This is a genomic window from Massilia varians (assembly GCF_027923905.1).
GTDB lineage: Bacteria > Pseudomonadota > Gammaproteobacteria > Burkholderiales > Burkholderiaceae_D > Telluria > Telluria varians_B.
The window spans coordinates 4,455,369-4,479,613 of record NZ_AP026966.1 but is presented as its reverse complement, the minus strand read 5'-3'; the positions used below and the strand labels follow the sequence as shown (position 1 = coordinate 4,479,613).

Genomic DNA, 24,245 nt, shown 5'->3' with positions numbered 1-24,245 from the left:
CCGCATTATAATTCGCTGCGCGTTGTGCGCACCAAATACCTTGTAAAAATCAATGTCTGAACAGAGTAACAAGCCTTCGCCTCAGCAGGCGCGCGCCGCATCCCAGAATTCTCCCGCCACCGTCCAACGCAAGCAGCGGCCGGAGGATGAGCCGCGTGCGCCCATGACGCAGACGCGCGACGGCGACGTACAGACCAGGCGCGAGCGGCCGCGCAGCGACCATGGCCAGCGCCCGGCGAGCGGGCAGGGCGGCGCCAGGGCGCAGCGCGAGCGCGCCGAACGCCCGCCGCGCGCGGATGACCGCAGCCCGGATGGCCGGACCCCGCCTTTCCGTAATCCGCTCCCTGCGATCACCTTCCCCGAAGACCTGCCGGTATCGGGCCGCCGCGCCGAGATCGCGAAGGCGGTGAGCGAGAACCAGGTCGTCATCGTCTCGGGCGAGACCGGTTCCGGCAAGACCACCCAGCTGCCGAAGATCTGCCTGGAGTTGGGGCGCGGCCAGAAGGGCCTGATCGGCCACACCCAGCCACGCCGGATTGCCGCCTCGAGCACCGCCAAGCGCATCGCGCAGGAACTCGGCTCGCCGCTGGGCGAGCACGTGGGCTTCAAGGTGCGCTTCAACGACACGCTGCAAAAAGGCGCCTCGGTCAAGCTGATGACCGACGGTATCCTGCTGGCCGAGACGCAGACCGATCCGTGGCTAGCAGCCTACGACACCATCATCATCGACGAGGCGCACGAGCGCAGCCTGAACATCGACTTCCTGCTCGGCTACCTGAAGCAGCTGCTGCCGCGCCGTCCGGACCTGAAGGTGATCATCACCTCGGCGACCATCGACGCCGAGCGCTTCGCGCGCCACTTCGGCACGCCGGAAAAACCGGCGCCCGTCATCGAAGTCTCGGGCCGCCTGTACAAGGTGGAAGTGCGCTACCGCCCGGTCGACAAGGATCCGGTCACCGGCGCCAATGCCAAGCCCGGCGAACCCGCACCGAAGGCGCAAGTCGCGCGCGAAAAACGCGACCTGATGGAAGCGGTGGTCGACGCCGTCGACGAGTTGTGCCGCATCGGTTCGGGCGACGTGCTGGTGTTCCTGCCGGGTGAGCGCGAGATCCGCGACGCCGCGGAAGCGCTGCGCAAGCACCATCCGCCGCACGTCGAGATCCTGCCCCTGTTCGCGCGCCTGTCGGTGGAGGAACAGGACCGCGTGTTCCGCACCACCAATGCGCGCCGCATCGTGCTGGCCACCAACGTGGCCGAGACCTCGCTGACCGTGCCGGGCATCCGTTACGTGGTCGATACCGGCCTGGCGCGCGTCAAACGCTACAGCTTCCGCAACAAGGTCGAGCAGCTGCAGATCGAGCCGGTGGCGCAATCCTCGGCCAACCAGCGCGCCGGCCGCTGCGGCCGCGTGGCCGACGGCGTCTGCATCCGCCTGTTCGAGGAAGACGATTTCAACAAGCGCCCGAAGTTCGCCGATCCGGAAATCCTGCGTTCCTCGCTGGCCTCGGTCATCCTGCGCATGAAGTCGCTGCACCTGACCGACGTCGAGACCTTCCCCTTCATCGAGCCGCCGCAGGGCCGCGCGATCGCCGACGGCTACCAGCTGCTGCAGGAAGTCGGGGCGGTCGACGACACCAACGAGCTGACCCCGCTCGGCAAGAAACTCGCCAAGCTGCCGCTCGACCCGCGCGTGGGCCGCATGATCCTGGCGGCCGTGGACAACGACTGCCTGACCGAGATGCTGATCGTGGCTTCCGCGCTCTCCACCCAGGACCCGCGCGACCGCCCGATCGAGTACCAGCAGCAGGCCGACGAGAAGCACAAGAAGTTCGCCGACGAGAAGTCCGAATTCCTCAGCTATCTCAAGATCTGGGCCTGGTTCGAGGATGCCATTGCGCACAAGAAGTCGAACCGCCAGCTGCAGGAGAACTGCCGCGCCAACTTCCTGTCGCAGCTGCGCCTGCGCGAGTGGCGCGACGTGCATTCGCAGCTCCTTACCGTGGCGCGCGAACAGGGCTGGCGCCTGAATGCGGCGCCCGCCACCTACGACCAGCTGCACCTGGCCCTGCTCACCGGTCTGTTGGGCAACATCGGCTTCAAGGCCGAGGACGAGCCGGTGTTCCTGGGCGCGCGCGGCATCAAGTTCCACATCTGGCCGGGTTCCTACCTGGCCAAGAAGCCGGGACGCTGGGTGATGGCGGCCGAACTGGTCGAGACCGCGCGCCTGTACGCGCGCACCATCGCCCAGATCCAGCCGGAGTGGGTGGAGAAGATCGGCGCGCACCTGCTCAAGAAGTCCTGGGGCGAGCCGCGCTGGGAGAAGCGCCAGGCACAGGTGACGGCGCTCGAGCGCGCGACCCTGTATGGCATCGTCGTGTACAGCAACCGCCGCATCAACTACAGCCAGCACAACCCGGTTGAAGCGCGCGAGATCTTCATCCGCGACGCCCTGGTGGCCGGCGACTACGAGACCCGCGCCCCGTTCTACGCCCACAACCACAAGCTGGTGCGCGAGATCGAGAACCTCGAGCACAAGTCGCGCCGCCTGGACGTGCTGGTGGACGAGCAGCTGATCCATGCCTTCTACGACAAGGAGATCCCGCACACGGTGGTGAACGGCGCCGGCTTCGAGAAATGGTACAAGGATGCCGCGCGCGACAATCCCAAGCTCCTGTTCCTGAACCGGGAAGAGCTGATGCGGCACGAGGCGGCCGGCGTCACCACCGAGCTGTTCCCGAAGACGATGAACGTCACCGGCATCGAGATGGGCCTGACCTATCACTTCGAGCCCGGCAGCCCGCGCGACGGCGTGACCCTGACGGTGCCGCTGTTCGCGCTCAACCAGATTCCCCAGGAGCGTGCCGGCTGGCTGGTGCCGGGCATGCTCAAGGAGAAGGTGCACCTGCTGCTCAAATCGCTGCCGCAGAAGCTGCGCCGCCATTGCGTGCCGCTGCCGGAGTACGCGGCCAACTTCTTCGAGCGCCACCAGGACCCGCTGCGCTTCGCCAAGGGCGACCTGGTCGACGCCCTGATCGACGACATCCACGCGCACACCAGCGCGCGCGTGCTCACCACCGACTTCAAGCTCGAGACCCTGCCGGCGCACCTGTCGATGAACTTCAAGGTGATCGACGAGCACGGACGCCAGCTCGACATGGGCCGCAACCTGGCGACCCTGCAGGCCGAGCTGGGCGGCCAGGCGCGCCAGAGCTTCCAGAAGATGGCGGAGGCCACCCCGGCGGCGGCGCCGGCCAGGCTGCAGGCGGCCGCCGCGCCGGCGCCCGTGCCCGCCAAGGGCAAGGGCAATGCGCCGGTGACCAGGCCTGCCGCCCCGGCTGCCGCCCCTGCGGCGGCGGGCGCGGTGCAGCACACGGGCCTGACCACCTGGAGCTTCGGCGAGCTGCCGGAACTGCTGGAGATCACCCAGGGCAAGCTGACCCTGATCGGCTTCCCGGCGCTGGTGGACAAGGGCACGCACTGCGACCTGGAAGTCTTCGACGACCCGAACGTGGCGGCGCGCACCCACCGCGTCGGTCTGCGCCGCCTGTTCGCGCTGCAGCTGAAGGACCAGCTCAAGTTCGCCGAGAAGAACATCCCCGGCCTGCAGGGCATGGGCATGCAGTTCATGAGCGTGGGCACGCAGGAAGACCTGCGCGACCAGATCATCGCCAAGGCGATCGACATCGCCTGCCTGCAGGATCCGCTGCCGATCAACTCCGGCGAGTTCAACAAGCGCAAGGACGAAGGCAAGGGCCGCATCGGTCTCCTGATCAACGAGATCGCGCGCCTGGCGGGGTCGATCCTGGCGGAGTTCCACGGCATGCCGAAGCGCATCCAGAGCCTGCCGCCGGCGGTGCAGCAGGATATCGGGTCGCAGCTGCTGGGCCTGATCCACAAGCGCTTCATCGCCGACAACGAGTACAGCCAGCTGGCGCACTTCCCGCGCTACCTGAAGGCGATCAACGTGCGCATCGAGAAGCTGCGCGGCAATCCAGCGCGCGACGCGCAGTTGATGGCGGAGTGGCAGAACGCGGCCAGCCAGTTCCAGCGCACGCTCAAGAACCAGGCGGGCAAGAACAACGACCCGCGCATGCTTGAATTCAGGTGGATGCTGGAGGAGTTGCGGGTGTCGCTGTTCGCGCAGGAGCTGCGCACGCCGATGCCGGTATCGGCCAAGCGCCTGCAGAAGGTGTGGGAGTCGATGATCCGGTGAGCCTGTCGGTTTTCGTAGGGTGGGCAGGTTTTCTGCCCACGCGTTCAATGTCAAGGTGATGAGACGATGCGCATCACGGCATACGTGATCTGAACGCGTGGGCGGGAAGACCCGCCCACCCTACGCCATCAGCCGATATTGCTGCCGCGGATACGGCTCAAGTCCTTGTCGTCCCCCTCATGGCTTGGCCGCGGATCGGCGCTGCCGCCGACGCCGTAGGAATCGCCATGCAGGCTCCCCGAACCCACGCTGGCGCCCAGGCTGCTGCCGGCGCCGCCCGTGCTGCCGGCCGAACCGGCTCCCATGCTGGAACCCATGCCGCTGCCCATTGCGGAGCTGCTGCCGGCGCCGCCCACCATGCCCCCCATCGTCGCGGCCGGCCCCATGCTGGGCGCGCCTGAGCGCTGCGGGTCGGTGCCGTAGAAGCTGTGGATGCCGCTGGCCCAGCCCACGTCGCTCATGTCGGGCCAGGCGTCCTTGTCGAAGCCGGGCGCATTCTTCAGTCTTTCCTTGTCAACGTTGAGCACCATGCGCTTGTTCACGGTGTCCAGGTGCAGGGCCTGCCATGGCACGGCGAACAGCTTTTCGCCCATGCCGAGGAAGCCGCCGAAGGCCAGTACCGCATAGGCGACCTGGCCGGTCTGCATGTCGAGCATGATTTCCTTGATGTCGCCGAGGTCTTCTTCCTGCGCGTTGACGACGCTGTCTCCGATCAAGGTGTCGGCGCCCATCAGGGCTGGTCCGGGGCCGGTACTGCGGGTGTGCTTGTACATGCCATATTTGTCACGATCTGCGTAGCTCATCTCGCACCTCCTTAGGTCGTTGGTTGGCCACGAAGCAGGGTAGAACGCCACCCTGCTGCTCGCATGATATGGCGCAATCGTGCGAGGGCGCGCGCGCCAGACGGCCGCCTTCCTGCGCGCTATGCGAGCTGGCGCACAGATGAGTATTTGCAGTGTGGTTATTGTGCCAAGTAATGTTTCGGAGAGAAAAGAGATGACCGTCAATTCGCGTTGCAACTACACCGGCCTGTTCAGCCAACGCATTCCGACCCGTTCGATCACGAACACCATCGCTTCCTTTTTCGCCCGCCTGAGCAGGTTCGGCCGCCGCTGAACCGGGGCGCAGCGCGCGGGCTGGCCCCGGCCCGCGCGCCAGCCTCAGGGCTTGTTACGGGTTGCCGCTGCCGCCCGACACGCCGTAGACCTGGGCGGTGGTATAGCTCGATTCGTCCGATGCGAGCGTCACGTAGGTCGTCGCCAGCGCGGCCGGCTGGCCCGGCCGCTTCATCGGCGTGTCGCCGCCGAAGTTCTTCAGGTTTTCCTGCGTCTGGCCGCCCGACACCTGCAAGGGCGTCCACACCGGTCCCGGCGCCACCGCATTCACCCGGATCCCTTTCGATGCCAGCTGCTTGGCCAGCGACTTGCTCATCGCCACCTCGGCCGCCTTCGTCATGGAATAGTCCAGCAGGTTCTCCGACGGGTCGTAGGCCTGCTGCGAGGCGGTGTTGATGATGCAGCTGCCGGGCTTGAGGTGCGGCAGCGCCGCCTTGGTGATCCAGAACATCGCATACACATTGGTCTTGAAGGTCCAGTCGAAATCGGCGCTCGAGATGTCCTGGATCGATGGGGCGGACTTCTGGCGCGAGGCATTGTTGACCAGGATGTCGAGCCCGCCCAGCTGGCGCACGGCTTCGTCCACCAGCTTGCGGCAGAAGGCTTCGTCGCGGATGTCGCCGGGAATGGCGACCGCCTTGCGGCCCGCCTGCCGGATCAGCTGCACCACTTCCTGGGCGTCCGGCTCCTCGGCCGGCAGGTAGTTGATGGCCACGTCCGCGCCTTCGCGCGCGAAGGCGATCACCGCGGCGCGGCCGATGCCCGAATCGCCGCCCGTGACCAGGGCCTTGCGCCCGGCCAGGCGTCCGCTGCCGCGGTAGGTGGTTTCGCCATGGTCCGGCCGCGGCGTCATCTTGCTGGCCAAGCCCGGCCAGGGCTGCTCCTGCTTGGGGAAGGGCGGCGCCGCGAAGCTTCCACGGGCTCGCCGGCTTGCTGTTTGTCTGAATCCATGTTTGCTCCTGTAATGGGAATGCACTCCTGGTCGCCTCATCTGGCGCAACGATGGTAGCCATGATCGGCAAGACGGGGCATTCGCTAGCTCGACGGAAAGAATCAAATAGTCCTTGTAGTTTCGCACACCTGTGCTAAAGTGAGCGCATGAACACCACCGCAAAAAGCGAAGCCACCTACGCGACGATCCTCGCGGCCGCCTACGACATGGCGGCCAGCGAAGGGATCGGCAAGGTATCGCTGGGCGAGCTGTCCAAGCGCACCGGCATCAGCAAGAGCGGCGTGTTCTCGCGCGTCGGCTCGCTCGAAGCCTTGCAGGCGGCGGTGCTGGACGAGTACGACCGCCGCTTTTCCGAAGAAGTGTTCGTGCCGGCGCTGGGCGTGGCCAAGGGCTTGCCGCGCCTGACGATGCAGGTCGAGCTGTGGCTGAGGAAGATCGGCAACGAGACCGCGCGCGGCGGGTGCCTGTACACTGCCGGCGCCTTCGAGTTCGACGACGTGCCCGGGCCGCTGCGCGACCGCATCGAGGCCGGGGTGACGCGCTGGCGCGGGTCGCTGCGCAAGACGGTGCTGCAGGCGATGGAGGCCGGCCACCTGCGGCCGGACACCGAACCCGAGCAGCTGGTGTTCGAGATCTACAGCCTGGCGATCGGGGTGATGCACGACGCGCGCTTCCTGCGCGAGAACGCCGTGCCGCGGCGGGCGCAGCGCGCCTTCAACCGCCTGATATCGACGTACAAGAGTTTCAACGATCTGGAATGAAGCTCGGTGCAGAGCGGGACCGGTGACGCCTGTCCCTTTTTTTGAAGTAATTTCGCACACCTGTGCGAAATTAGGCTGAACTGAAGGAGTCGATCATGTCTGCGTTCTGGTTGCTGCTGGTTCCCGTCGTGGGCTTTGCGTGGGTCGGCCTGCGCGGTGTGATGTGCGCGCTGCCGAAGTCGAATGAGGATTTCGTGTTTTGCTGACGGGCTGCGGGTCAGCGCAGCAGCTTGAGGCCCGGCGGCAGCGCATCGCCCAGCATGCGCGTCTCGACCGCCTGGTCGAGTTCGACCACCTCGCGCACCATGGCCGACCAGCTGGACGGCGCCCCGCTGGACGACAGGCGCCGCAGCACCTCGTCGCGCACCGCCTGGCCGATGTCGCGCGAGCGGTCGCCGGTCATGCGGGCGATATGGGCGGCGGCAAAGCCGGCCGGCTCGATCTTTTTCCAGTCGAGCTGCAGGAGCTGGCCGAGCCAGGCTTCGGCGGAGGCGCTGGGCGCCACCTCGTGGGCGGCGCCGTGGAAGGACTGGCGCGCACCGACGCGGCCCAGCGCCCACAGGTAGCGTCCGTAGCGCGCCGCGGCGCGCGCGTCGATCCTGGCGCCGCCCGGCATCTGCATGATCTGCCCCATCAGCCAGTCGCCGATCTCGGCCTTGTAGGCGGACGGGATGCGCTCCAGCGAGGCGCCGACGCGCAGCATGTCGTCCTCGCTGCCGTCCACCAGCGTCACCGGACGGCGGCCACGCTCGGCTTCGTCGGCCTGCAGGTTGAAGGCGAAATCGTCGAGCAGGCGCAGTTGCGCATCGAGCGAAAGGCCGCCGGCCACGCGCCGCCACAGCGTCCACCATTCGGCGCGCACCTGGCTGTCCTTGTGGTATTGGACCCCAGTCTCGAACATCCCCCACAGCTGCTCGATGCGCCATTCGTCGAGCGGGTGGCCGAAGCCGGGACGCAGGCAGTAGCCGGCCAGGTTCAGCCACACGCGTTCGTGCTCGGCGGAGCGGCGGCGGCCCTTGGCGCGCGCCAGCAGGGCGTCGAACAGGCGGCGCAGCAGCGGCGTGGTCCAGCGTTCGCGTCCACCGAGCAGGTGTTCGAGCGAGGCGCGCAGCTGGCGCACCTCGCGCGGGTCGACCTGCTGCGAACGGTTGCCGAAGATGCGGTCGATGCGCGCGACCGCGTCAATCAGCTCCGGCGGCAGCGACACGTCCTCGGGCGCTTCTTCCTCCTCTTGCCCGCGCAGCTGGAATTCGAGGCGCCAGCGCTGGGAGGCGTCCTCCTCGGCGACGCAGGAGACTTCCAGCGTGCCGACTTCGAGCAGCACCGTGGCCAGCTGCACCGGGATGTCGGTGCTGCGCCTGCTGCGCAGGACCGTCGAGATGGCGGGCAGGCGCACGATGTCGCTCACGGGCAGGTCGAGCAGGTCGCCCGGCCGCGGCAGGATGCCGCCCGGGTCGGCGGTCATGGACACCAGGTGGAAGCGCACCGGCCGTCCCAGGCGCAGGGCGAAGCTGCGGCCTTCCAGGCGCACCTCTTCGCCGGCGGGCGCGCCGCGCGGCAGCAGGCAGACCGCGCGCAGCGTGTCTCCCGACTGTTGGGCGTCGAGCAGCAGGTAGTAGTTGCGCGCCGAGCCGCTTTCGATGCGCGGCGCCTGGCCGGCGCGCGCCAGCGAGTAGGCGACGCCGCCGCGTGCAACGGCCACGTCCGGGTCCGCGTTGTGCAGCACCGTGACCGGCGCGCGGCGCCAGTGCGCGAGCACGCCGGCCAGGCGCTCGGCCAGCGCCGCGCCGCGGAATACGCCGCCGTTGAGCAGCAGGGTGTCGGGCACCGGAAGGCTGCCGTCGTCTTCCAGGCCCAATGCTTCGCGCGCCGCCTGCGCATGCTGGCGCAGGAAGCCGGCCAGGTGGCGCGTGATGGCCGGGTCGCTCGCATAGGGCAGGCCGAATTCAACGATGCCGCTGCGCGCCCGTTTCGCCGGCTCCTGCGCTTCGTTGGACGGGAAGAAACCGTCGAGGACGATGCTTTGCACGTCTTCGCGCGTGAGCGTGGCCGAGCGGCTGGCGCCGATCAGGCGCGAACCGGAACCGAGCAGGGTCACCGTCACCTGTTCCGGGGCGTCCGGCGCCAGCAGCTGCTCCTTGGCCGCGCGGCAGCGCTCGGTCAGTTGGGCCAGCCGGCCGGCCGACAGGCGCTCGGTATTGCCAAGGCGCGACTCGGCCAGGTGCGCCAGCGCCAGGTCCATGTTGTCGCCGCCCAGGATCAGATGGTTGCCGACCCCGATGCGGGTCAGCCTCGGCTGGCCATCGCCGTCCACGTCGACCTTGACCAGGCTGAAGTCGGTGGTGCCGCCGCCGACGTCGGCCACCAGCACCAGGCGGGTGCTCGCCAGGTCCCGGGCTAGGCTGGCGCGGTGGCGGTACAGCCAGTCGTAAAGGGCGGCCTGGGGTTCTTCCAGCAGGCGCAGCGCGGGCAGGCCGGCCATGCGGGCCGCTTCGAGCGTGAGCGCGCGTGCGCCTTCGTCGAAGGAAGCGGGCACGGTGAGGACGATCTGCTGGCGCTCCAGCGGCGCCGCGGGGAAGCGCGCGTTCCAGGCCGCGCGCAGGTGCGCCAGGTAGCTGGCGCTGGCGGCGACCGGCGACACTTTCGCCACGTCGGCATCCTCGGCGCCCCAGGGCAGGATGGCGGCCATGCGGTCCACGCCGGCATGCGACAGCCAGCTCTTGGCGCTGGCCACCAGCCGCCCCGGCGTTTGCGCGCCGAGCAGGCGCGCCAGGCGGCCCAGGGCGACGCGCTCGACGCCGGCCGGATCCTGCTGGAGCCAGGGAAGCTGGAGTTCGCCGGGAGCGAGTTCGCCCTCGGCGGGGTGGTAGCGCATCGAGGGCAGCAGGGAACTGCTTCCCACTTCGCCGGGCGCCACCAGTTGATCGATCGCCAGCAGCTCGACCTGCCCCGCGCCGGGCAGGGCGTAGGCGAGCACCGTGTTGGTGGTGCCCAGGTCGATGCTGACGAGGTAAGACGTCACTGAAGCTTCACTGCTCGTTCGCGGCGCGGACGTCGAACTCGATCTTCCAGCGCTGGCCTTCGCGCGACACCGCGGCCAGTTCCAGGGTGCCCGCATCGGTTGCCAGCGCGTGCAGCCTGACCTGCACCACGTCGCCCGCCACGCGTCCTTCCGCCGGCAGGGTGGCCTGGATTTCGTTCATCTCCTGCAGCTCGTCCGGGCCCCAGAACTCGAGTACCTCGCCGATGCGGTCCTGGCGGCGCGTGGTGGAGCCGAAGAAGCGGAAGGTGACCGGCTCGCCCACGACCAGGCCGAATTCCTGGCCCGGCAGTTCGAGTTCGCTGCCTTCTTCCATGCCGAAAGGCGCCACGCACAGGGCCTCGATCGGCGGCTCCATGCCGGGGATGGCGGGCATCGAGGATTCCACGCCGACGTAGTAGGAACGGGCCGTGCCGCCGCGGATGCGCACGCCGCCGCCGCGCCGCGCGTAGCTGAAGTAGGCCGCGCCGCGCGCCACCGCCAGGTCCAGGTCGGCGCCTTCGAGCATGCGCGCCGGTTCGGCGCCTTCCATGTAGAGCCAGTCGTTGATGGTGTCCATCACGCGCTGGGCCAGGATGTTCGACTTGAACGCGCCGCCGTTGAACAGCACCGCGCTCGGGTGCAGGAAGCTATGGTCCGGATTCACGCTGCCGCCGAAGCCTTCCAGCTCGGCGGTGGCGCCGACCTGGCGCGCCAGGAAGGCCGCCAGGTGCTTCGTGATCGCGGCATCCTGCGCGTAGGGCAGGCCGACCTGGGTCAGGCCGGCGCGGGTACGGGTGGCGGGACGTGCGGACGCTTCCACCCGCGGGAAGAAGCCGTCGGTGATGAAGGCGGTCACTTCGTCGCGCGTGAGTTCGGTGCGGATCGAGCCGCCGATGAGCTTCGAGCCGCGGCTCGGCACCACGATCGGCCACACGCTGGCGTCGGCGTCGGCCAGCAGGTGTTCCTTGGCGCTGCGGCAGCCGTAGGTGAGGGCGCGCATCTGCCAGGCATCGAGCTGGGTGCCGTTCGCCTGGAGCTTGCGCGCCACGAAGTGGGCCAGGGCCAGGTCCATGTTGTCGCCGCCCAGCAGGATGTGGTCGCCCACGGCCACGCGGTGCGGCTCCAGCTTGCCGTCGCGTTCGAGGATGGCGATCAGCGAGAAGTCGCTGGTGCCGCCGCCCACGTCCACGACCAGCACGATGTCGCCGGCCTTGACCTGCTTGCGCCAGCTGCCCTTGCTTCCCTGGATCCAGCTGTACAGGGCCGCCTGCGGCTCTTCCAGCAGGGTCGGGTTGATGCCGGCGTTGCGCGCCGCTTCGGCGGTGAGTTCGCGCGCGCCCGGGTCGAACGAAGCGGGAATCGTGACGGTGACCTGCTGCTGGTCGAAGGGCGCGTCCGGGTGGGCGGCGTTCCAGGCCTGGCGCAGGTGCGCCAGGTAGCGGGTGGAGGCTTCGAGCGGCGATACGCGCGTGACTTCTTCCGGCGCGTCGTGCGGCAGGATGGCGGCGCGGCGGTCCACGCTCGGGTGGCTCAGCCAGCTCTTGGCCGAGGACACCAGGCGGATCGGGGTGGTGGCGCCGCGGCTCCTCGCCATTTCGCCGGCGATGAAGCCTTCTCCGCCGGCGCTCCAGGGCAGCGCCGTTTCGCCCGCGGCCAGTTCGTCCGGGTGCGGCAGGTAGAGGAAGGAGGGCAGCAGCGGCAGCGCCTCGACGGTGCCCGGCCCGCTCAGCTGGGGAACGGGCAGCACGCCGTCGACGGTCTTTTCGCCGTCGCTGGCCTGCAGGTCGACATACGAGAGGGCGCTGTGGGTGGTGCCCAGGTCGATGCCGATGGCGTAGCGTGGATCGCTCACAGTTCCACCTCCGCCGGGGCCAGCACGCGCGCGTCGTGCTTCTCGGCCAGCTGCGGCAGCTGGACCTTGGTAGCACGCCAGCCGCGGTGCGACAGGGTGCCCTTGAACGGCGCCTGGCCGACCACGTTGCCGGTCAGGCGCACGCTGGCGGCGTCGAAGCCTTCTTCCAGCGTGACGCGGGCGCCCTCGGCTTCGCTGCGCACCGGCTCGATGGTGAAGTGCTCGCGCAGCACGCGCGCGCAGCCTTCGTGCACGACGCGGGCGGCGGCGCCGATGTCGGCGTCCGAATAGGCGCTCAGGTTTTCTTGGGTGAAGTCGATCAGGCGGGCTTCGCGCTGGAGCAGGCTTAATAGTTGCAGGGCCGACTCGGCGCTCGGGGCGCGCAGCGGCGCAGGCGTTGGCGCCGGCGTGGGCGCCATGGTGGGTGGGTGCGTCGGCGCAGGCGTCGGGGCAGGCGTTGGCGCCGGGGTGGGAACCACGGCAGGGCCTACGCCGTCATCGCGCACGCGCGCGGCGAACTCGGCATCGCCGAGCGATTTGAAGAAGCTGCCGAAGGCGATCGAAAGCCGGCCGAAGAAACCAGGCAATGGAGGCTGAGTGTTCATTCTTGATGTTCTGTAGGGTGGGGACGGGCGCGCCGCCGAAAAAGTGCGGGCCAGGGTCCGGAAAACGCGCATGATACCAGTTTGGCCACAGCCCAGGCACGCGCGTCCTCAAGTCCCCGCCTCGCCAGGCGGCTAGCGCGCCGCCATCTCGCGCATCTTGCGCCGCAGGGCGCGTTCGCGTCGGTCTTCTTCCTCCCAGTCGTCGCGCAGCGCCCGCCATAGCGCAATGACCATCAGCACGATCACCAGCGCAAAGGGCAGGGCGAACAGGATGGTGGCGGTCTGCACGGCGTCGATGCCGCCCGCCAGCAGCAGGCTGATGGCAATGCCGGCGATCAGGGCACCCCAGACCAGCTTGACGCGGGTGGTCGGGTTGGGATTGCCGTCCTGGCTCATCATGCCCAGCACCAGCACCGCCGAGTCGCCCGAGGTGACGAAGAAGATCACCACCAGCAGCGTGGCCACCACCGACATGATCTGGCCGAAGGGCATGGCGTCGAACAGCGCGAACAGGGCCGTGGCCAGGTCGGCCTTGACGGCTTCGGCCAGCGGAACGTGCTGCCAGATCTCCAGGTAGAGCGCGGTGCCGCCGAAGATCGAGAACCAGATGAAGGCCGCCAGCGAGGGCGCCAGCACCGTGCCGAGGATGAATTCGCGGATGGTGCGGCCGCGCGAGACGCGCGCGATGAACAGGCCGACGAACGGCGACCACGAGATCCACCAGGCCCAGTAGAAGATGGTCCAGTTGCCGACCCAGCTGCTGTCGCGGAAAGGCGTCGAGCGCAGGCTCATCCGGACCAGCTCGCTGGCGTAGCTGCCCAGGGTATTGCTGAAGGTGTCGATGATCGCCACCGTGGGGCCGAGCAGGAAGACGGCAAGAGCGAGCAGGGCGGCCATGATCATGTTGGTATTCGATAGCAGCTTGATGCCCTTTTCCACGCCGCTCACGGCGGAGGTGATGAACATGGCGGCGGTCACGATGATGATGACGACTTGCGCGGTGGGGCTGATCGCGACCCCGAACACCGCGTTCAGGCCGCTGTTGATCTGCAGCGCGCCGACGCCGAGCGAGGCGGCGACGCCGAAGGCGGTGGCCACGATCGCCAGGCCGTTAAACAGGCCGGACATGGCGCGGATCGGGCGCCAGGGCAGCGAGCTGGTGACGGTGCTGATCAGGGAGTTGCCGCCGCGCCGGTACTGGAAGAAGGCGATCGCCAGCGCCACCACGCTGTACACGGCCCAGGGGTGAATACCCCAGTGGAAGAACACGTAGCGCATGGCGGCGTTGGCCGCTTCCGGCGTGCCGGCCGTGACGCCGGGCGGCGCGGTCATGTAGTGCGAGATGGGTTCGGCCACGCCCCAGAACACCAGGCCGATGCCCATGCCGGCGGCGAACAGCATGGAGAACCAGCTGCCCACCGTGAATTCCGGCTCGTCGTCTTCGCCGCCGAGCTTGAGGTCGCCGTAGCGGCTGAAGGCGACGAAGGCGGCGAACAGGACCAGGGCCAGCACGACCCACAGGTAGAACCAGCCGAAGTTGCGGGTGAGTGCGGCAAGCATCTCCGAAAAGACGGAGGCCATGTTGGTCGGGGCAATAATGCCCCATAGGACGATCAGAAAAATAAAGCCCGCAGAGCAGAGCAATTGCATGAGTTCTCCTTATTGATGCGTGCGGGCGCCGCCCACAGGGAGGGACGGGCAGGGCCGCAGGCAGGGTCGGCGAAGCAGCCGCCTGGGCATCGGTATGCCGGGCGTGCACTGCCACCTTGACCTTGACGGATCGCCTGCATGACAGGCGTTCAGTATGAACCAATCACGGCGAGACTGTCGCTACGCTATGGCACCTACTGGTGAGAGGGATATTGACGCCGGCCTCGACCGGCGGGCTGGAGTGTAACACACAATGCATTTGCACAAATGTGTGAGCAAATAATCATGTGTTGGAAGATAGATGATCGGTGAATGACGATCATCATGGATCTCAATTTGATTTCTATCTTAAAGGACGCATACTGGAGTCATCCCAAAGCGACCTCAGGAAATATCATCATGGCCACCATCATCAATTTCGTCCGCAGCCTCTTCCTTACCCCGGCTCCCATCACCGCCCACAACAGCGGCGGCGATCTCTGGTCCCTCTACCAGCTCAGCCGCGGCCGCGATTCGGTATCGCCCGCCGTGCTGCGCAAGCTGGCCGAAGCCGCCAAGTAAGCCCTACCAGTTTCTGCAAAGAGCCCTGCCACGAGCAGGGCTTTTTGTTGAGCGCATACACCGGGGTCAGGTCTGACATTCGGACACGTGCTGAGCAATACGACAAGGTAACGCTCGAGTCCGTGTCTAAATGTCAGACCTGACCCTCATGTGGAAGTGTGGAAGAGGCGGATTCTCAGTCCAGTGGAATGACCTCGTCGCCCGCCGCCGGCTCGCAGGCGGCGCCCAGCGGCTCCCAGCCGCGCCGCACCACGATGCGGTCCTGCGTATGGCACAGCTCGACGCGGCGCGCTTCCGGCGCCCGGCGGCGCACGAAGGCTTCGATGGACGCCGGCACGCTGGTGTGCAGCGCGAGCGCGTGGATGTCGTCGAGCGGGTGGTCGTTCATGTGCACCAGGGGCACGAACTGCCCGGCGAACATCAGCCAGTGCGAGGGAATCCGGACCGGGCCGGCGGTATAGCCCTGCGCCCGCAGCCAGTCCTGCGCGTGTTCGCGCGGGTGGGCGCCGGCGCCGCCATCGGGGCGCGCATGCGCGCCTCCCCAGGCGCTGGCAAGCAACTCGGCCACCCAGCCGTTGCAGTTCTGGTAGCGGGTGCCGTAGGCATAGGCGTTGGCGCTGTATTCCCCGCCCAGCAGGGCCAGAGCGAGGCGCTTGTCCAGCGCCGCGCCTTCGAGCAGGGCGGCGTCTTCGTCAGGTGGGAAGACCAGCGAGATATGGCCGCGCGTGGGCGCGTCGGCCCCCAGCGCGAAGCCGGCCACGCCCTGGTCGAACAGGCGCGGGCGCGATTCGTCGCAGGCGTAATAGAGCTGGCGCACGGCCCAGGGACCGCCGGGATTGTCGCGCAGGGCGATGCCGGCGTGCGAATACAGCTGGCCGAAGCGGCTCAGGTCGAGGCCGGCGCGTGCGATGAGGGCAACGCGCGCTCCTGAACGTTCCAGCTCGTTCTTGACCGCGCCGGCGAAGCGCAGCACGCGGTCCTGCTCGGCGGCGCCGATGTCGATCGATTGCTGGCAGAAGGCCGGCAGCCCGGCCTGCGCGGCCGCGCTCGCGCCCAGCAGGAGCGCGGCGGCGAACTTACCGAACATGGATCAGATGGTGACCTTACGCGAAGCCAGGTCGCGGTACCAGTCGTCCTGCAGCGCCAGGAAGAACGAGCGTTTGGTGTCGGCGTGGGCGAAGTCGAAGCCGTACACACGTTCGCTGACCTGCACCAGTTCGCCCTTGCCGACGCCGCGTTCGGCCAGCGCGCGGTTCGGGACGTCGAGGGTGAATTCGCGCACTGGGCCGGCGGCGAGCGCACGCAGGGTCAGGCGGGTGGTGTCGAGCTTGCCCGGCGCCTGGGCGATGTCGATCACGCGGTATGCGCCCGCCGCCACGCGGTCGTCGCCGCTCGAGCTGTTGCTGGAGGCGCCGATCGAATCGGAAATGCTGCCCGACGAGGCCGAGCCCGCGCTGGAGGCGGACGAGGTGAAGCTGGTGGCGTGGACGGGGGCGGCGCAGGCGGCGGCGAAGGCGGCCAGGCACAGCGCGCGGGACAGGGTGGTGGAGGTCATGGGGCTGTTCAATGTAGAGTAATGAAACGGAAATGACGGCTATGGTACAAGTGCGGCGAACCCTTGAGAAGGCGACCGCCGTCGGTTTTCTGTAAGTTCTTGTAATCGCCGACGAGAATGTGGGCTTTGTGCTGAAGGCTCGTTCCGGAAAAATTTTCTAATCCGGCGTAGGATGGCCTGTTCACTATTTTTCCCGAGGATGCCGACGATGACACCAGCAATCAACCAGCGGGTCCTGCTCGCTTCCCGTCCCGATGGCCTGCCGCGGCCGGACAACTTCCGGATCGTGGAGGAGCCTTGCCCCGTTCCCGCCGAGGGTCAGCTGCTGCTGGAAATCCTGTACCTGTCGCTCGACCCTTACATGCGCGGCCGGATGGACGATGCGAAATCGTATGCGGAACCGATCGCGCTCGGCGCCGTCATGGAAGGCGGCACCGTCGCGCGCGTGCTGGTCTCGCGGCACCCGGATTACGCGGTGGGCGACATCGTGCTGTCGCACTCGGGCTGGCAGCGCTACGCGCTGTCCGATGGGGCCGGGCTGCACAAGCTGGACCCGGCGGCGGCGGCGCCCAGCACGGCGCTCGGCGTGCTGGGCATGCCGGGCTTTACCGCCTGGGCGGGCCTGCTGCAGATCGGCCGCCCCCGGCCGGGCGAGACCGTGGTAGTGGCCGCGGCCAGCGGCGCGGTCGGTTCGGCGGTGGGACAGATCGCCTGCATCCAGGGTGCGCGTGCGGTCGGCATCGCGGGCGGTCCCGACAAATGCGCCTTCGTGCGCGACGAGCTGGGTTTCGACGCCGTGGTCGACCACCGCGCGCCCGATTTCGCACAGCAGCTGGCGAGCGCCTGCCCGCAAGGCATCGATGTGTATTTCGAGAACGTCGGCGGCAAGGTATGGGATGCGGTGTTCCCGCTGCTGAACGACTTTGCCCGGGTGCCGGTCTGCGGCCTGATCGCCCAGTACAACGCCTTGCCGCAGGCCGGGCCAGGTACCGACCGGCTGGCCCTGCTCATGCGCGACGTGCTGAAGAAGAGCCTGAACATCCGCGGCTTCATCCAGCGCGAGTTTGCCGACCTGCGTCCCGCCTTCCTGCAGCAGGCGCAGGAGTGGGTGCGCGACGGCCGGCTGCGCTACCGCGAAGACATCGTCGAGGGCCTGGAGCAGGCGCCGGCAGCCTTCATCGACTTGCTGCAGGGGCGCAATTTCGGCAAGCTGGTGATCGAAGTCGCGCCGCTTTAGAAGAGGAAGGCGAACAGGCTGCCGTATGTCAGTACGGCAAGTACGATGGCCAGCACGATGCCCAGCAGCGGATACAGGTTGAGCCTGGACTTCGTCTTCCTGCCGCGGACGCGTTTGTCCGCTTCCTGCACTTGCCTGATGATATTCATGCCTGGCTTGCGACCCGAATGTCGCCCTCAAGCTCAAAGATAGGTTCGGCGGCGGGATTTGCAAGCGTTGTGCGCAAACTTCGGGCATTCATGGGGCGCAGGGCTGGCGGCACGCCGATTATCTTGCCGCTTGTGCACGCTAACGTACAGATGGCTGTGTCAGAAAAGGCGCATACTGCAAGCCTCAGTTTTGTGATGAGTTACTTGCCGCCTTCGAGAGACCATGCTGCCGACTTTCGTAACCCTGGTTGCCGTGATCGTCCTCGCGACGCTGCTGCCCATGTTGCGATGCACGGGATGGTGGATCCGCGACCTGGATTTTCCACGCCTGCAACTGGCCATCCTGTCGCTCGCCGTCCTGGTCGGGCAGTTCGTGTTTCTGGACTGGCGCGACAGCAATTTCCATTTGTTGCTGGTAGCCAATGCCGCCTGTCTCGTCTATCAGGCATGGTGGATCATGCCGTACACCAAGGCCTATCCCCATGAGGTGAAGAACGCGGTGACGGGTGGCGCGAACCGCCAGTTCCGTATCCTGACGGCCAATGTCTTGATGCCGAACCGGAATGCCGAAGGCTTGATCGCGCTGATCCGCCAGCACCAGCCCGACATCTTCGTCACGCTGGAAACCGATGCGTGGTGGCAGGAAAGGCTGGACGTATTAGAGAAGGACTACCCCTATGCCATCAAGTGTCCGCTCGATAACCTGTACGGCATGCACGTCTATTCGAAGCTGCTGCTGAAAGACAGTGCCCTCCAGTTCCTGGTCGAGGACGACATCCCGTCGATCCATACCCTGGTCATCCTGCCTTCCGGGCACAAGGTGCGCATGCATTTCCTGCATCCGACGCCGCCCAGCCCGACGGAACACATGGAATCGACCCAGCGCGACGCCGAACTGCTGGTGGTGGCAAAGAGCGTGGCCGAAGCCGGCCTGGAGACGCCGGTGATCGTCGCGGGCGACCTGAACGACGTGGCGTGGTCGACCACGACCCGGCTGTTCCGCAAGATCAGCGGCCTGCTCGATCCGCGCATCGGGCGCGGCATGTTCAATACCTTCCATGCCGGCTTCTGGTTTGCCCGCTGGCCGCTCGACCACCTGTTCCACAGCGAGCATTTCACGCTCTCGCACATCGAGCGCCTGCCTTCTTTCGGCTCGGACCATTTCCCGATGCTGGTCGAGCTCACCTATGACAGCGCGCGCGGCGCCAGCCAGGAGGGCCTGGTGGCGGACGAAGAGGATCAGCAACTGGCGGACGAGAAGATCGCCGAGGAAGATGTGGAAGTGTCAGACGTGCACGAGCCGCAGGCCTGATCAGGCGCTCGACGCGCCGCTCACCAGTGCACGGGCATAGGCCGTGAAATCGTCCAGCCCGCGCTTGAGGATGGTCACCAGCGCCGGCAGCGGCGCTTCCTGATAATCCCATTCGGCACGACAGAATTCGCCGGTGCGCTTGAGGTCTTCGGCCAGGGTGGGGGAGATCCAGCCGTGTTCGGCCAGCAGGGTGATGACTTCGCGCTCGTCGTGCGGCAGGCCGAGCCGGGCGTTGCCGATCACGTAGTCGCCCATCTCGATGGCGGCTTCCCAGGCGCGGATGACGTTGAGGGTGGCCGCGTCCTGGCGCGTGAGGTCGCTCACGAAGGTGGTCGGGTCCTTTTCGTATTCCTCGCGCGCGCGCCGGCAGCAGCGTTCGATGGTGCCGGCCTTCTGAACCAGGATGTCATCGTCCATCTTTTCTCCTCCATCAGATCAGGAACAGCGCCGCCGCCACGCAGGTCGGCCCCAGCGCCCCCAGAAATAGCCCGCCCATGCCGATCGAGCCGTCCTCGAAGCCGTCGCGCAGCAGCGCGGCGCCGGCCGGATTCGGTGCGTTGGCGATGACGGTCAGGCCGCCGCCGGCGACCGCGCCGGCCACCAGCATGTACTTGGCGTGATCGGACAAACCCGCGATCAGCGAACCGAGGTAGGTCAGTGCCGCATTATCGGTGATTGCCGTCAGGGCCAGCGCGCCGAAGAACAGCGCGGTCGGCTCCAGGCTCGACACCAGGGGCTGCAGCCACCACTGCTGCATGCCGCCCAGCACGACGAGCCCGGCCAGGAAAAAGCCGACCAGCAGGCCTTCCTTGATGATCAGGCGCGACTGGTGCTTCGGATAGGCCTGGGTATAGCCGAGGAAGAGCAGGAACAGGCCGACGAACAGCACCGGATGGTGGGCCAGCAGCACCACCCCGGCCAGCAAGGCCAGGTGGACGATGGAGACGACCCAGGGCAGCTGCACGTCCTCGACCACGTTGCCCGGCGTCAGGTGGCGGCGCAGCAGCAGGGTAATGACGGTGGCGTTGAACATCACCGCCAGCGCGGCGCGCCAGCCGAAGGTGGAGGCCATGAAGGCGCTGTCCCAGCCCCAGGTGCCGGCCACCATCAGCACCGGCGGCGCGGCGTAGGAGGTGAGGGTGCCGCCGATCGAGACGTTCACGAACAGGACGCCGATCGCGCCGTACTTGAGCCATTCGGGGACGCCGGGCCGGAATACCTGCGGGGCGAGCATCAGGGCGGCCAGGGTCATCGCGGCCGGCTCGGTGATCAGGGAGCCGGAGAGGGGCACCAGCGCCAGGCCGAGCCAGCACAGGGCCACCTCGGTGCGCACCGGCGCCAGCCGCGCCAGCAGGGCCAGCAGGTCGCGCACGGCGTCGAGCACCGGCTGCGAAGCTGCGATCACCATCACCACGAACACGAACAGCGGTTCGGTGTACTGGCGCGATTCGGCATAGGCAATTGCTTCGCTGCCGCCGGCCAGCAGGGCCATGGCGAGGATCAGCACGAAGGCCCAGAAGCCGAACACCACCTCGACCTCGCCCAGCAGGTGGAACAGCCCGGCATGGCGCGGGTGGCGCTTGGCCAGGGAATGAAACAGCTTGGTGGAAAAGGTGTGAACGAGGGCGATGGCGAACAGGATGGCGCCGGTAAGCTGGAGCGTATTCAAGGATGGTTTCCGTGGCGTGCGTGAGACAGCGCGATTATCTGAGCACTGTCTACGCGTAAATAAACAAGCTACCATTATTTCATGATTCGCCTGGCCGGCGCGGTTTTCCAGGCAGAGCACACCTTTAATTTCTGTCAATACCAATCACCCGACTGGTATGGCCGAAATGAATACATCTTGCAAAATCTGGGCTCAGCGAGTACTGTATGTTTATACAGTACTTTTTTGCCAACCCATATGAACTGCTCATCCACCGCAGGGGCTCCGCCTTTGGCTGAACCTCCCATGGCGCCGGAGGCCCTGCACCCTTCGCTCTGGCGCGCCTCGCAGCTGGCGCGCGCCAGTACGCGCTGCGTCGACACCGGGCACGCCGCCCTCTCGTCCCAGCTGCCCGGCGGCGGCTGGCCGGCCGGCACCCTGGTCGAGCTGCTGCAACAGCAACCCGGCATCGGCGAGATGCGTCTGCTGCGCCCGGCCTTGCAGGCCTGCGCCGAACGCCGCATCGTCCTGCTGCAGCCGCCCCATCCGCCCCAGGCCCTGGCGCTGGCCGCGCTCGGCCTGCCGCCCTCGAAGTTGCTGTGGCTGCGCACCAGCCGCAGCGCCGACGCGTTGTGGGCGGCCGAACAGGTGCTGCGCAGCGGCAGTTGCGGCGCGCTGCTGTTCTGGGCCAACCACGCGCGCGGCGAAAGCCTGCGCCGCCTGCACCTGGCGGCGCAAAGCGGGGAAACCCTGTTCTTCATGCTGCGCCCGCTGGCCGCGGCGCAGGACGCCTCTCCCGCGCCCCTGCGTCTGGGGCTGCGGCCGGCGGCGGGCGGCATGCATATCGACTTCGTCAAGCGCCGGGGGCCGCAGCGCGATGCGCCGCTGCTTTTGCCACTTTCTCTGCCCCTGGGTCTCCCTCCAACTTCTTCTCTCCTGCAAAGACATGCGTTTGTGGATCGGCCTCTCCCTACCCCAGCTGGCGCTCGACATCTTCAGCCCCAACTGGTGCAGTGACCCGGGCAGCGTCGTGCTCGAGCACGATCGCGTGCTCGCCGCATCGGGGGCGGCGCGCGCGGCCGGCGTCGGGCACGGCATGCGCCGCGCGGGCGTGCTCATGCTCATGCCCGAAGCCCGGCTGTACGAGCGCAATCCCGCGCGCGAAGCCGAGGCGCTCGACGCGGTGGCGCTGGCGATGCTGCAGTTCACGCCCCAGGTCGCGCTGCTCGAAGAAGCGACGCTGCTGCTCGACATCGGCGCCAGCCTGCGCCTGTTCGGCGGCATCCGCGCCCTGTGCGCCCGCGTGCGCGCCAGCCTGCGCGCGCTCGGCTTCACGGCTTCGGTCAGCTGCGCCCCGACGGCGCGCGCGGCCTGGCTGCTGGCGCGCGCCGCTGCGCATGGCATGGCGCACGGCCGCAGTCGCAGCGATATGCAGGGCGGCGGGCGCATCCTCGGACGTTGCTTGCGCATGGCGACGCTCGAACGGCGCCTCGAACGCCTGCCGGTGGCGCTGCTGCCGCCGGCCCGGCCCTATATGTCCTGGTTCGAGGGCATCGGCTGCGAGGCGCTGGGCCAGCTGCGGCGCCTGCCGCGTCCGGGCCTGCAGCGGCGCTGCGGGCGCGAGCTGCTCGACATGCTCGACGCCGCCTACGGCCTGTGTCCCGAACTGTTCGACTGGGTCGCGCCGCCCGAGCATTTCCGGGCCCGGCTGGAGCTGTTCGACCGCATCGAGCAGGCCGATCTGCTGCTGGCCGGCGCCCACCACCTGGTGCTGCAGCTGGTCGGCTGGCTGTGTGCGCGCCAGCTCGCGGTGGAGCGCTTCACGCTGCTGATGGAGCACGAGCGCGTATCCATAAGTAATCAGTAGATTGACATGATTCCTAAGTGAAATTAAAATGGACTCCATTCTCGGGATGGCACCTCGGCAGAATGTCTGATCTGCTAGTGCTTTCTCATAACAGGTAGGGTCTGGATGCTGCGCTCACGTCGGGGCCATGTAGATGGCGTTGCCGAACATAAATGGAGCGCATCATCACTACCAAAGCACGCACGATTGTTCTTCCTCGCCTTAGCCTGACTCACGTAGTCTCATCTGATACCCCCTTTGCTTCCAAAGTCGCACTGCCGGACGGCTCATCCCCTGAATCGTATTTTGTTAGGCCTTACCTAGACGAGAAAGTCGGCAAACGATTTGATGACCGCCCTAGCTGGATGGGTACACAATTCAATCTGTTTCCCGTAGTCGTTGACTCGAACGGTGCTCCGTGGGCCGAAGCAACGGTCTATCTACTGTCACGTCTCGAAGGTAGTCTGGATCCGCTAATGACAACGTACAGCGGGATAGCAAAAGACCTAGCCTCGTTCCTACAGTTCATTGAGGAATCCGGCACCGACTGGACATATTTCCCCAGAAGGAAACTCGAACGGCCAACCTATCGCTACCGGGCACAATTACGGCTATCAGTCTCGGCTGGGGAAATGGCAGCCAGCACAGCAAAGCGCCGGATCGGTACAGTCATCGCATTCTATCGATGGCTTCAGCGGGAAGGTGTTCTTAACATCGAAAATCCACCATGGGTTGACTCTGACCGTTACATTCAGTTTACGGACTCCCAAGGCCAACGACAGTCTATGAAAGTGCGGACTACTGACCTAAGAATATCCGCTCCCAAAACAGATGACCCTTACTCTGAGTTAATCGAGGACGGCGGAAAACTCCGCCCACTACCAGAAGTTGAGCAACGCTGGTTGCTCGATGCGCTTGCCAACCTTGGTAACACAGAATTAACACTAATTCACCTGTTTGCAATTCTCACTGGCGCGCGTATTCAAACCATTTTGACGTTCCGCGTACGTCACGTGCTGGAACGCAGACTGTTAGCCACCGATTCGGGTGAGGTCAGAATTCCAGTCGGCCCAGGAACCGGGATTGATACAAAGGACGACAAGAAAATGGTGCTGCATATTCCTGTCTGGTTTTATGAGTCCCTTTCACAATACGCACAAAGCGAACGCGCCATTAAACGTCGAATACGCGCAAAAGGCGGAGACTCGCCTGATCAATATCTATTTCTCAGCGCACGAGGTGCTCCGCTGTATGTAAGCAAAGCAGAAGCAAAAGAATATAACGATGAAAATGTGCTTCGTCACACCAAAGATGGTCAAGCTGTCCGGCAATTAATCAGAGATTACATTATCCCCAATATTCAGCTCACTCACGATCCAAAATTCGCATATCGCTTTCATGACATGCGAGCCACGTTTGGCATGAATCTCACCGATGAGCAACTCAAGCGTGTCTCATCCGGGGAAATTACCCTTCATCAAGCACGGGAATTCGTAAAGACACGCATGGGTCATGAATCCGCAGCGACGACCGACCTGTACCTTCAGTATCGGGGTCGATTGAAGTTCATTCGTCGAGTGAACATTGAATATGATGAACATCTGAAGACGATAGCCGCTAACGCACTTATGGCAACGTCATGACAGAAAAGATGGTCTCGAGACCAACGTATATCTATGCGATGCCGTTAGCAGAGGGGGTGACTATCCTCCATCCGGAACTGGCAGTAGTGAAATTTGGCTTGTCGAAGACACTAGATATTGGAAT

The 24,245-nt window shown here is 66.3% G+C and carries 18 protein-coding genes and 1 pseudogene; 8 read left to right on the top strand and 11 right to left on the bottom strand.

The genetic code is table 11. The features are described 5' to 3' along the window. Positions 1–52 precede the first annotated feature (52 nt). Positions 53–4,213, top strand: a complete 4,161-nt coding sequence (hrpA, locus tag MasN3_RS20195; RefSeq protein ID WP_370662309.1) for an ATP-dependent RNA helicase HrpA — start codon at positions 53–55, stop codon at positions 4,211–4,213. 128 nt (positions 4,214–4,341) lie between these two features. Here hrpA and MasN3_RS20190 read toward each other — a convergent pair whose 3' ends face one another. Together MasN3_RS20190 and MasN3_RS20185 are read right to left on the bottom strand one after the other, a co-directional pair. Then, entirely contained in the window at positions 4,342–5,016 is a 675-nt protein-coding gene (locus tag MasN3_RS20190; protein ID WP_281909674.1) for a PRC-barrel domain-containing protein, read from the bottom strand. 367 nt (positions 5,017–5,383) lie between these two features. After that, a pseudogene (locus MasN3_RS20185) lies at positions 5,384–6,265 on the bottom strand (SDR family oxidoreductase); the annotation flags it as partial. A gap of 161 nt (positions 6,266–6,426) precedes the next feature. On the opposite strand from MasN3_RS20185, the gene MasN3_RS20180 reads away from it, so the two are divergent. Further along, entirely contained in the window at positions 6,427–7,041 is a 615-nt protein-coding gene (locus MasN3_RS20180) for a TetR/AcrR family transcriptional regulator (protein WP_281909673.1), read from the top strand. Between the two features lie 217 nt (positions 7,042–7,258). Here the strand turns inward: MasN3_RS20180 and MasN3_RS20175 are convergent, their stop codons facing one another. From MasN3_RS20175 to MasN3_RS20160, 4 genes are all read right to left on the bottom strand, one after another. Continuing rightward, positions 7,259–10,063 (bottom strand): Hsp70 family protein, encoded by a 2,805-nt coding sequence (locus MasN3_RS20175; RefSeq protein WP_281909672.1) that lies wholly within the window; start codon positions 10,061–10,063, stop codon positions 7,259–7,261. A gap of 7 nt (positions 10,064–10,070) precedes the next feature. Beyond that, positions 10,071–11,915: an Hsp70 family protein gene (locus MasN3_RS20170; RefSeq protein ID WP_281909670.1), complete on the bottom strand. Its 1,845-nt coding sequence runs from the start codon at positions 11,913–11,915 to the stop codon at positions 10,071–10,073. After that, complete coding sequence (locus tag MasN3_RS20165) at positions 11,912–12,520, bottom strand: DUF2760 domain-containing protein (RefSeq protein WP_281909667.1); 609 nt, start codon at positions 12,518–12,520, stop codon at positions 11,912–11,914. The genes MasN3_RS20170 and MasN3_RS20165 overlap by 4 nt, the downstream gene beginning before the upstream one ends. Positions 12,521–12,652: 132 nt before the next feature. Further along, complete coding sequence (locus tag MasN3_RS20160) at positions 12,653–14,170, bottom strand: BCCT family transporter (protein ID WP_281909664.1); 1,518 nt, start codon at positions 14,168–14,170, stop codon at positions 12,653–12,655. A gap of 312 nt (positions 14,171–14,482) precedes the next feature. Here MasN3_RS20160 and MasN3_RS20155 point away from each other — a divergent pair, with 312 nt between their 5' ends. Next, the gene (locus MasN3_RS20155; protein ID WP_281909661.1) at positions 14,483–14,731 is read left to right on the top strand and encodes a hypothetical protein; all 249 of its coding nucleotides are present in this window, start codon (positions 14,483–14,485) and stop codon (positions 14,729–14,731) included. 175 nt (positions 14,732–14,906) lie between these two features. On the opposite strand, the gene MasN3_RS20150 is transcribed toward MasN3_RS20155, so the two are convergent. Continuing rightward, positions 14,907–15,818 carry a DUF2145 domain-containing protein gene (locus MasN3_RS20150; RefSeq protein WP_281909659.1) on the bottom strand — a complete coding sequence of 304 codons (912 nt, stop codon included), beginning with the start codon at positions 15,816–15,818 and terminating at the stop codon, positions 14,907–14,909. 3 nt (positions 15,819–15,821) lie between these two features. Then, positions 15,822–16,286, bottom strand: coding sequence for a hypothetical protein (locus tag MasN3_RS20145; RefSeq protein WP_281909656.1), 465 nt, complete (start codon positions 16,284–16,286; stop codon positions 15,822–15,824). A 208-nt stretch (positions 16,287–16,494) separates the two neighbouring features. On the opposite strand from MasN3_RS20145, the gene MasN3_RS20140 reads away from it, so the two are divergent. Next, positions 16,495–17,523 carry an NADP-dependent oxidoreductase gene (locus tag MasN3_RS20140; protein ID WP_281909652.1) on the top strand — a complete coding sequence of 343 codons (1,029 nt, stop codon included), beginning with the start codon at positions 16,495–16,497 and terminating at the stop codon, positions 17,521–17,523. On the opposite strand, the gene MasN3_RS20135 is transcribed toward MasN3_RS20140, so the two are convergent. Continuing rightward, the gene (locus tag MasN3_RS20135; RefSeq protein WP_281909650.1) at positions 17,520–17,672 is read right to left on the bottom strand and encodes a hypothetical protein; all 153 of its coding nucleotides are present in this window, start codon (positions 17,670–17,672) and stop codon (positions 17,520–17,522) included. The two genes, MasN3_RS20140 and MasN3_RS20135, sit on opposite strands and share 4 nt — an antisense overlap. A 223-nt stretch (positions 17,673–17,895) precedes the next feature. Between MasN3_RS20135 and MasN3_RS20130 the strand changes: the two genes are divergently transcribed. Next, complete coding sequence (locus tag MasN3_RS20130) at positions 17,896–18,984, top strand: endonuclease/exonuclease/phosphatase family protein (RefSeq protein WP_281909649.1); 1,089 nt, start codon at positions 17,896–17,898, stop codon at positions 18,982–18,984. Here the strand turns inward: MasN3_RS20130 and hepT are convergent, their stop codons facing one another. After that, positions 18,985–19,401, bottom strand: a complete 417-nt coding sequence (hepT, locus tag MasN3_RS20125) for a type VII toxin-antitoxin system HepT family RNase toxin (protein ID WP_281909648.1) — start codon at positions 19,399–19,401, stop codon at positions 18,985–18,987. Positions 19,402–19,414: 13 nt separating this feature from the next. Further along, on the bottom strand, positions 19,415–20,653 hold the full coding sequence (locus MasN3_RS20120) for a putative Na+/H+ antiporter (protein ID WP_281909647.1): 1,239 nt from the start codon (positions 20,651–20,653) through the stop codon (positions 19,415–19,417). A 237-nt stretch (positions 20,654–20,890) separates the two neighbouring features. On the opposite strand from MasN3_RS20120, the gene imuA reads away from it, so the two are divergent. From imuA to MasN3_RS20105, 3 genes are all read left to right on the top strand, one after another. Then, positions 20,891–21,649 (top strand): translesion DNA synthesis-associated protein ImuA, encoded by a 759-nt coding sequence (gene imuA / locus MasN3_RS20115; RefSeq protein ID WP_281909646.1) that lies wholly within the window; start codon positions 20,891–20,893, stop codon positions 21,647–21,649. After that, positions 21,579–22,499 carry a Y-family DNA polymerase gene (locus MasN3_RS20110; protein WP_307730381.1) on the top strand — a complete coding sequence of 307 codons (921 nt, stop codon included), beginning with the start codon at positions 21,579–21,581 and terminating at the stop codon, positions 22,497–22,499. Before imuA ends, MasN3_RS20110 begins: the two co-directional genes overlap by 71 nt. Positions 22,500–22,651: 152 nt before the next feature. Beyond that, positions 22,652–24,121, top strand: a complete 1,470-nt coding sequence (locus MasN3_RS20105) for a site-specific integrase (RefSeq protein ID WP_281909644.1) — start codon at positions 22,652–22,654, stop codon at positions 24,119–24,121. The last annotated feature ends 124 nt before the right edge of the window (positions 24,122–24,245 follow it).